The following is a 7,593-nucleotide window of genomic DNA, read 5'->3' as shown; positions in this document are numbered from 1 at the left end:
CTCAAAGGAGCCCGCGCAGGATCTGCGCGGGCTGGAATCAGTCCTCGGGTTCCACTTCCGGCCAGATGGTTCCGCGGGAGTGGTGGCGTTCCTGATTCGAGACGTAAGCCGCCAATCGGAGAAGGAGCGCGCGATCGAGGACTGCGGCGCGGTTCTTCGTCGACCACACCAAGTGCAGGTACAGCACGGCGTGCGAGTGCTTCGTGGCGAACAGCTTCATGGCGCGTTCTCTTTCCCCCAGCCCGCGCAGATCCTCCGCGGGTGAGCTCGCACGGACAAGTGAGAAGGCTCGCGCCGAACACGCATTGGAGGATCCACCCGCGTTCCCCCCCCACAACTACACGTGGGCCGAGCTGATGCGCCGGACGTTCGGCTACGACGTGATGGCGTGCCTCGAGTGCGGCGGGCGAATGAAGCTCATCGCCATGATCGAAGATCCCGCGGTCATCGCGAAGATCCTCGACCACCTCAAGCTGCCGACCGAACCGCCGGTCGCGAAGCCGGCGCGCGCCCCGCCCGAGCAGCTCGAGTTGCCGGAGTACGTCGAGCCCGCGCTCGACGAACCTTTCGAAGAAACTCCCGCCGACTTCTGATCCCCGCGTCACGCCGCGCGATGGGCGACGGTGACGTCTGCCCCGAGCACGAAAAATCGCGAAACACGGCGCGTGGAACACGTTTGTGCGCGGGTTCTCCGAGCTGTGATATAGTCCAGAAGGCGTAGGAGTTTTGTCGCAGATCGGATGTTATGTCAACTTGCCGAAAGCAAAACACGTTTATGGCGCCTACGCGCCGCCTCTAGGCTCCTAGCCCTCGCCGGCGCCTTCCTGTCTGATCAGGGACGATGCGCAGCATTCAGGTTTTTGAGACCGCGCGTTCGCGAAACCGCTCGAGCACGACGACCGCGCCGATCACGCCGAGCGCGCCCGCAACCTGCGGCGCCTCGAGCAGCTCGCCGAGGAGCGCGAACGCTACCCCGGCCGAGAACACCGGCTCCGCCATCGCCGCGATCGACGCGCGGGACGCGCCGAGCAGCCGCACGCCGGCGAAGTAGAGGCCGAACGGCGCGACGGTCCCGAGCAGCGCGACGAAGACGATCTTCGCCCCGATCGCGGGCGCCGCGAACCCGGCGAGGAAGCCGAGCGGCGGCCCGACGAGATCGACCGGGATCGCCGCGATCGCGAGGGCGTAGAACAATACCGTGAGCGGGCCGTAGCGCGCCACGAGCCGGGCGCCGAGCAGCGTGTAGGTCGCGAACAGCGCGGCCGCGCCGAGCCCCCAGGCGACGCCGGCGGCGGCCGGACGGGGCGAGGAAGAGCCCGAGGAGCAGGGCGCCCATCACGCAGCGCGCCTGGACGAGCGCCGCGGGCGTCACCCCTTCGGCGAACAGCCCCTTGCCCACGACCGCCCCAGCGGCCCACAGGAGCGCGGCGAGGAGGACGGCGAGCAGCCCTTGGCGGCGGGGGTCGAGTGGCATGGCGCTATACGAGCTCGATCCGCGCCCTGTGCCCTTCGGATCTCGCGAGGCGCGCATCGGCGGTCAGGAGCGGCGCGTCCAACGCCTCGGAGAGCGCGACGTAGGCGGCGTCGTAGGCGGTCAGGTGGCCGGCGAGCGCCCAGATGCGGGGAAGGAGAACGTCGTGGGCGCAACGTTCGAGATCCAGGGCGCGAAGATCGGCGAGCAGCAGGGCGCCCCGCTCGCGGGTCAGGAGGCCGCCGCGCATCAGCCCTCGTGCGGCGTGGGCGACCTCGAGATCGATGACATGCGGCGCGTAGAGCGCGCACATCGGGTCCGCGATCCGCGCAGCCGCTCTTTCGCCCTTGTCGGTGTGGAGCAAGAGCTCCACTGCGGCGGAGGCATCGATCACGATCATTCCGCGTCCCGCGCTTCCCGGATGAGCTCTGCGGCGCGGCTCCCGATGCCGTCCACCTCCGGATAGGCCGCGAGGCGGGCGAGCAGCTCTGCGCGGGGCGGCTTCGCGAGCGCCTTGCGGATCTCTCGGAGCAGGAAGTCCGATATCGTCAAGCCCTCGAGCGCCGCGCGATCGACGACCTGACGGTGGATCTCTTCGGGGACGCTGCGGATCTGGATGACGGTGGACATGAGAAAAGCTTAGTGGTGCTGGGCTCGAGAGTCAACATGCCAGTTGCATGCAGAGCTGTTCATTGACGAACCGCTGTCCGACACGTATACTTGGCAGTGTAGCACGTAAATACGTGCAACACGAATACCCGTGAGGTGAGCATGGGGCGACAGAACGTCACGATTTCACTTCCCGTCAGCGTGCTGAAGAAGGCGAAGCACCTGGCGGTCGAGGAAGGATCATCCCTGTCGGGGCTGCTCGCGTCGTTCGTCGAGCGGCTCGTCGACGAGGCGGCAGAGAAGGACCGCGCCGCCCGGCGCATCAAGCGGAGGGTCGGCGAGGGGCTCGACCTCGGGACCTGCGGGTCGATCACCTGGACCCGGGACGACGTGCATGAGCGCTGAGTTCGTCGACACGAACGTGCTGGTGTACGCGCACGACACGAGCGCCGGCGCAAAACGTGCCGCGGCTTCGGATCTGATCGCGCGGCTCGTCGCGGAGCGCTCCGGCTGCCTGAGCGTGCAGGTGCTCATGGAGCTCGCGGCGACGTTGACCCGCAAGATCCCGAAGCCGCTCGCGCCCGACGCGGCGGCGGAGATCGTCCGCGACTTCGCGACGTGGACCGCGTTCGCGCCGGTTCCCGGCGACGTCGTAATGGCCCTCGCCATCGCGCAGAGGAACCGCATCTCGTTCTGGGACGCCATGATCGTCCGCGCCGCGGCCGCGCTCGGCGCCGAGATCCTCTGGAGCGAGGATCTGGCGGACGGCCAAACCTACGAAGGTGTCCTCGTCCGAAATCCGTTCCGCGGGTGAGCGCGGGACGCGCCTTCTCGTGGCACACTGTGCCTGCTCCGCGACACCTGCCGCATCGCCGCGATCGCCGACCATATTGATTTCATTCGAATCGGCACAAAGAGCCGCCTTGGCACGCATTTCGCTTAGGGTCTCGCGGAACGAAAGGAGGGGTTGACCATGGAGCGTTCGAGAATCGCACTGTCGTTCGCCGTCATCGCCGCGGTCGTCGCGCTTCTCGCAGCGCATCCCGCGGCTGCCGAGCCCGACGCGTCCGACTCGCCATACGATCGGAGCCGCGCGTTCTGGATCTCCGCCGGGCCGATGCTCGGCGCGGTGGCGCTCGGTTTCGGTTTCGCCGGGATCGGCGTCGCGGCGGGCGTCGAGGGGCCGCTGTTCGGCGTCGGCGCCGGGGTCGCCGGCCTGGGGATCGCCGTCGCCCCGAGCATCGGGCACTTCTGGGTCGGGAACGGCAGGCAGGCCTGGTGGTGCCTCTCGCTGCGGACGGCGTTCACCGTCGCCACGGCGCTGTTCACCTACGCCTCGCTCACCGCCGGGTTCGCCGGGAGCTCGAGCGCCGAGGCGAACGCCGAGCACGGCGGCGAGTCGACGGCGTTCCTCGCCCTCGCCATCGCCTCCGCGACCGCGGTCGCGGCGCTGGTGATCATCGACCTCGCGACAGTGCCCCGGGCCGCAAGGCGCGCCAACGAGAAGGCGGCGAGGCCAGGGGGGGGCGGAACGGCGATATCCGACGCGGCCGTTGCGCCGTTCGTCGCGCCGGGGCACGATGGGACGACGGCCGCCGGCCTCGCGTTCTCGATGAGGTTTTAGTTTAAAACTATCTGATATTACTTCTTACTCTTGACGCCGCGCAGGAGATTCTTGACCCAGGCCGGGGCGCCCCGCGCGAGCTCGCGAACCGCGCCGTCGACGACTCGACCCACGACGCGGAGCGGATCGTCGGCGCTCGAGTTGTCGACGAGCCACAGGTCGTCCACGAGCGGGATCGCCCGGCGTAGGTTCGCGAGGGTTCGCGGCAGGCGCGATCGGACCTTTTCCTCTGGCACGCCATGGCCGCCGGCGGCGACGCGCTGGGAGATCCGGGCCAGGTTGAGCTCCACCGGCTCGACGTGGATGAACACGACGATGATTTGGTAACCCTGCGCCTTGGCCCGCGCGAGGAAGTCGACTTTCGAGACGTGCGAGAACACCGTCTCCAGGCAGAACGAGGCGCCGCGGGCGAGCAGATCGTCCCGCAGGATCTCGGCCTGGGCGGCGGCGTCGTAGCTCGCGCCTTCGGGCGCGCCGGGGCTCAGCGTGCGGGCGATCCTGTCGGCGTTCACCATCGCGACGCCACGGGGAGCGAGGAAGAGGCGGTGGAAGCTGCTCTTGCCCGCGCCGTTGCCTCCCGCGAGGAGCCAAAGCTGCTTCGGGTGCGCGGTCACGACTCGACCGGGACGAACTCGCCCGCCACGAACCGCCCGGTAGTGCGGCGGCCGTCCGCGTCGATGCGCTCGAGGAGGCCCGGGCGCGAGCGGCTCGCCTGGTAGCGCACGTCGCCCTCGCGGACGCGATCCGCGAGATCGCCACGGGAGCTCGAGTCGGCAAGCCGCGCGAAGACCTCGTCGGGCGCCACGGCGGAAGTTCCTCTCTCCAGCACGACCCGCGCCAGCCCTTCCCGAACCGCCAGGAGATCCTCGGCGGAGACGCTCCTCTCCACGGCGCGGCCGATCTCGGCCCACAGCTCGATCTGACGCGGCGCGCTGCGCTTGTGCAGCCTGGCCGCGGCGATTGCGGCCCGAACCAGCTCGGCGTCGAGTCGCAGGGGGGATGAACTCGCCATGACGACCTCCTGTTCGGTGCGAAACAGCGTACGGTTACAAATGTAGCGATATGCTACAGCGACGTCAAGATCGGTTCTCTCTGACCGCTGCTCGGGCGCGGTGCTCTTCCTCGAACAGATCACGAACCCACCGCCCGTCAATGAGTGATATGATTCCGAAATGTCGAGAGCGGCTTTCGCACCGATCTTCTTCGCGTCGATCCTGGCGCTCGCCCGGATCGCGTCGGCCGAGCCGCAGCTGATCGTCGGCGATCCGTTCGAACTGGACGAGCCGGTTCCGGGCACGGGCGGCTGGCCGTTCCTCTTCCCGGAGATCGCGGCGAGCGACGGAGGCTTCCTCGCCGTCTGGGCGGGGTACGGCGCCGGCTCCCGCCTCGACGCGGAGACTCTCGCGCCGCTCGACCCCGGGGGGCTGCCTTCGCTCGAGATGTTCGGGACGATGACCAGCCTGCACGTCGAATCGAACGGCGCGACCTACTTCGTGCTCGACGTGGACGTCGCGAGCTGCGAATCGGGCGGCGGCTGCCTCATGGGGCTGCTGATCGACGCCGAAACGGGCGAGGCGATCAGCGACAAGATCTCGCTGGCGCCGGACGCCGGGGGAAGCGTGCCTCTGGCCGCGCTCGCGGGGACCTACGGAGGGGACTACCTCATCTCCTGGGTGCGAAATTCCGGGCTGCCGACGCTCCACGCGACGCGGATCGACGGCTCGACCGGAGCGCTGCTGGACGGGGAGAGCGGGTTCGATCTCTGCAGCGCCGGCTCGTACGTGCACAACCTGACCTCCGCCGCGAACGCGGACGGCGCGCTGATCGCGTTCGACGACGGCGAGGAGGTGCGCGCGGTGCGCGTTCTCTGGGACGGTTCGGTGCCGGACCCGGACGGTTTCGTCCTCGAGGGAGTGGAGAACCATCTTGAAAACTATCTTGTCGCGGCGGGTGCCGGTTTCGTGGTGGTCTGGAATTGGTACGTCGCGACGAACGCCGCGGTGTTCGCCGCGATCGTGGATCCGGAGTCCGGGGCGACGTCCGGCCCAGTGGTGTTGTACGGATCCCCCGATGAGGGCGTTATCATTTTCAGCAGCTGCGTCGCGGCCCTCGGCGCGGGCGCGAGCGCGGCGGTGGTGTGGTCGGAGGAAGACGTGGGGGAGGGCTCGGCGAGTGACGACGTCTACGGCGTGCTACTCGACGTGGGCGGGTCGATCGAGGTATCCGAGCGGTTTGCGATCGCGGAGGCCGAGGGCGAGCAGGGCGCGCCCGGCGTGGCGTTCCGGGACGGCGCCTACGCCGCGGTCTGGGAGGATTCGCGAACGGGCAGCGTGCAGATCTGGGGGACGCGGTTCGACGCCACTGGGCTCCTCCTCGCCGACGCCGTCCCGCTGGGAACCGCGCCGAACGACGAGCGGGAGCCGAGGGTGGCCGGCTCCTCGGAGGGCTTCTTCGCGGCCTGGTGGGATACGCGATACCGCGCGACGACCGGAGACGCGTTCATGGGCGCCCGGATCGATCCGCTCGCGGAAGAGGCCACCGCCATCGTGGACGGGATCGCGCCGAAGGATTTGCGGACCAGCCTGGCCGCCACCATCGACACGGGCGACTCGGCGTACGCGCTCTGGGGGCGGTACGATCCGAATGCGAACACGACGACCTTCGGAAACGCGAAGATCGACCCGGCCACCGGGGAGGTGCTCTCCCGCGGGGAGCTGCTCGTGCCCTCGCTCAACGAAGACTGGGAGACCGCCCCGATCGCGCCAATCGTGCTCGGCGGCGAGTTGTTCGTGGTGTACGCCGACGGGCGACGTCTCAAGGGTGCATTCTGGGGAGATCCCGAGGCTCCGCAGCTCCTGGCCGAGCCGTTGCACAGCGCCCCGGCAGCCGTGGATCCGGAGGGCGGGACCGCGTTTTGGGACGTGCGCGCGGCCGTTTCGGGCACGACGATGCTCGTCCTCTGGGAAGAGTGCTACTCGTCGACAGCCGATCCGGCGAAGGGAGGGGGCGGGGGCTTCTGGAGCTGTGAGCACCGCGCGCGGCGGTTCGACGTCTCCGTTCCGGACGACCCGCAGCCCGTCGAGGAGACGATTGAGCTCCTCAAGTGGACCACGGGAGAGTACGCGCTCGCATCGGCTGGTGAGAGCATCTATGCGTTCTACACGATGAACGACTCGGACACGACGAGCCGGCTCCGGGCGATCGCGTTTCCGGCGGACACGTCGGACGCGACGGGTTTCGACGTGTCCGAGGCGCTCCGCGACGTCGCGGGGTTCGACCGAAAGGTCGTCGCGCCTGCGGCGGTCGCTGTGGGAGGCGGCATCGTGATCGCGGCCGTCGGCTCGGTGCCGACGGAGTTCGAGGGCTTGTACACCTACGGGGTCTTCGGCATGGCCGTGGACGAGGCGCTGTCGGTGGTCGCCGAGCCGACACCGATCGGGCCGGGGGGCACGGGCTCGCCGCCGTCGAGGCAGTTCGCGATCGCCGCGTCTGGCGACCGGGTGCTGTGCGTCCAGGAGGCGGAGCTCTATGGCTCCGCGCGCGTCATGGGCCGGATGCTCGGTCCCGTGGAGTTCGGCCTCGACGACGGCGGCCCCGGCGACGGCTCGACCGAGGTGAGGGCGAGCGCCGGATGCTCGTGTGCGGCCGCTGGTGCGCGACCGGCCCGCGGCGGGCTCCTCTCGATCCTGCTGAAGTAGGACCTCCCCGCGCTACTCGGCCGCGATCGCCTCGATCTCGACGAGGCCTCCGAGCGGCAGCTTCGCGACCGCGAACGCCGCGCGCGCCGGCGGGTTCTCGGGGAAGCGCTTCGCGTAGATCGCGTTCACCAGAGCGAAGTCGTCCATGCTCGCGAGCAGCACGGTCGCCTTCACGACGCTCCCGAACCCCA

At 69.2% G+C, this 7,593-nt stretch carries 12 protein-coding genes; 6 read left to right on the top strand and 6 right to left on the bottom strand.

Annotation, left to right across the window (positions count from 1 at the left end; translation table 11 throughout):
- The coding region (locus M0R80_30310; GenBank protein MCK9463932.1) for a hypothetical protein at nucleotides 1-265 on the top strand (265 nt) is incomplete at its 5' end.
- 40 nt (nucleotides 266-305) lie between these two features.
- A complete protein-coding gene (locus M0R80_30305; protein MCK9463931.1) occupies nucleotides 306-593 on the top strand; it encodes a hypothetical protein in 288 nt (95 codons plus the stop codon).
- Between the two features lie 259 nt (nucleotides 594-852).
- On the opposite strand, the gene M0R80_30300 is transcribed toward M0R80_30305, so the two are convergent.
- From M0R80_30300 to M0R80_30290, 3 genes are all read right to left on the bottom strand, one after another.
- Entirely contained in the window at nucleotides 853-1,239 is a 387-nt protein-coding gene (locus M0R80_30300; GenBank protein MCK9463930.1) for a DMT family transporter, read from the bottom strand.
- A gap of 239 nt (nucleotides 1,240-1,478) precedes the next feature.
- Nucleotides 1,479-1,871: a type II toxin-antitoxin system VapC family toxin gene (locus tag M0R80_30295; GenBank protein MCK9463929.1), complete on the bottom strand. Its 393-nt coding sequence runs from the start codon at nucleotides 1,869-1,871 to the stop codon at nucleotides 1,479-1,481.
- The gene (locus M0R80_30290) at nucleotides 1,868-2,101 is read right to left on the bottom strand and encodes a hypothetical protein (protein ID MCK9463928.1); all 234 of its coding nucleotides are present in this window, start codon (nucleotides 2,099-2,101) and stop codon (nucleotides 1,868-1,870) included. The genes M0R80_30295 and M0R80_30290 overlap by 4 nt, the downstream gene beginning before the upstream one ends.
- Nucleotides 2,102-2,242: 141 nt before the next feature.
- Here M0R80_30290 and M0R80_30285 point away from each other — a divergent pair, with 141 nt between their 5' ends.
- The 3 genes from M0R80_30285 to M0R80_30275 all read left to right on the top strand — a co-directional run bounded on the left by M0R80_30285 (nucleotide 2,243) and on the right by M0R80_30275 (nucleotide 3,704).
- The gene (locus tag M0R80_30285) at nucleotides 2,243-2,485 is read left to right on the top strand and encodes a CopG family transcriptional regulator (GenBank protein ID MCK9463927.1); all 243 of its coding nucleotides are present in this window, start codon (nucleotides 2,243-2,245) and stop codon (nucleotides 2,483-2,485) included.
- A complete protein-coding gene (locus M0R80_30280; protein ID MCK9463926.1) occupies nucleotides 2,475-2,894 on the top strand; it encodes a PIN domain-containing protein in 420 nt (139 codons plus the stop codon). The genes M0R80_30285 and M0R80_30280 overlap by 11 nt, the downstream gene beginning before the upstream one ends.
- A gap of 159 nt (nucleotides 2,895-3,053) precedes the next feature.
- Nucleotides 3,054-3,704 carry a hypothetical protein gene (locus M0R80_30275; GenBank protein ID MCK9463925.1) on the top strand — a complete coding sequence of 217 codons (651 nt, stop codon included), beginning with the start codon at nucleotides 3,054-3,056 and terminating at the stop codon, nucleotides 3,702-3,704.
- Nucleotides 3,705-3,721: 17 nt separating this feature from the next.
- Here the strand turns inward: M0R80_30275 and M0R80_30270 are convergent, their stop codons facing one another.
- Entirely contained in the window at nucleotides 3,722-4,318 is a 597-nt protein-coding gene (locus M0R80_30270) for a zeta toxin family protein (protein ID MCK9463924.1), read from the bottom strand.
- Nucleotides 4,315-4,716 (bottom strand): hypothetical protein, encoded by a 402-nt coding sequence (locus M0R80_30265; GenBank protein MCK9463923.1) that lies wholly within the window; start codon nucleotides 4,714-4,716, stop codon nucleotides 4,315-4,317. The genes M0R80_30270 and M0R80_30265 overlap by 4 nt, the downstream gene beginning before the upstream one ends.
- A gap of 160 nt (nucleotides 4,717-4,876) precedes the next feature.
- On the opposite strand from M0R80_30265, the gene M0R80_30260 reads away from it, so the two are divergent.
- Nucleotides 4,877-7,402 carry a hypothetical protein gene (locus M0R80_30260; protein MCK9463922.1) on the top strand — a complete coding sequence of 842 codons (2,526 nt, stop codon included), beginning with the start codon at nucleotides 4,877-4,879 and terminating at the stop codon, nucleotides 7,400-7,402.
- A gap of 12 nt (nucleotides 7,403-7,414) precedes the next feature.
- On the opposite strand, the gene M0R80_30255 is transcribed toward M0R80_30260, so the two are convergent.
- On the bottom strand, nucleotides 7,415-7,593 hold a 179-nt coding region (locus M0R80_30255; GenBank protein MCK9463921.1), incomplete at its 5' end, for a Rid family hydrolase.

This window comes from Pseudomonadota bacterium (genome assembly GCA_023229365.1).
GTDB lineage: Bacteria > Myxococcota_A > Polyangia > JAAYKL01 > JAAYKL01 > JALNZK01.
The sequence above is the reverse complement of the archived record's forward strand: the minus strand, read 5'-3'. Positions and strand labels throughout refer to the sequence as shown.

Coding starts and splice junctions, on each gene's coding strand:
- M0R80_30295 (MCK9463929.1), bottom strand. CDS start 1,871: ATGATCGTGATCGATGCCTCCGCCGCAGTGGAGCTCTTGCTCCACACC.
- M0R80_30290 (MCK9463928.1), bottom strand. CDS start 2,101: ATGTCCACCGTCATCCAGATCCGCAGCGTCCCCGAAGAGATCCACCGT.
- M0R80_30285 (MCK9463927.1), top strand. CDS start 2,243: ATGGGGCGACAGAACGTCACGATTTCACTTCCCGTCAGCGTGCTGAAG.
- M0R80_30280 (MCK9463926.1), top strand. CDS start 2,475: ATGAGCGCTGAGTTCGTCGACACGAACGTGCTGGTGTACGCGCACGAC.
- M0R80_30275 (MCK9463925.1), top strand. CDS start 3,054: ATGGAGCGTTCGAGAATCGCACTGTCGTTCGCCGTCATCGCCGCGGTC.
- M0R80_30265 (MCK9463923.1), bottom strand. CDS start 4,716: ATGGCGAGTTCATCCCCCCTGCGACTCGACGCCGAGCTGGTTCGGGCC.
- M0R80_30260 (MCK9463922.1), top strand. CDS start 4,877: ATGTCGAGAGCGGCTTTCGCACCGATCTTCTTCGCGTCGATCCTGGCG.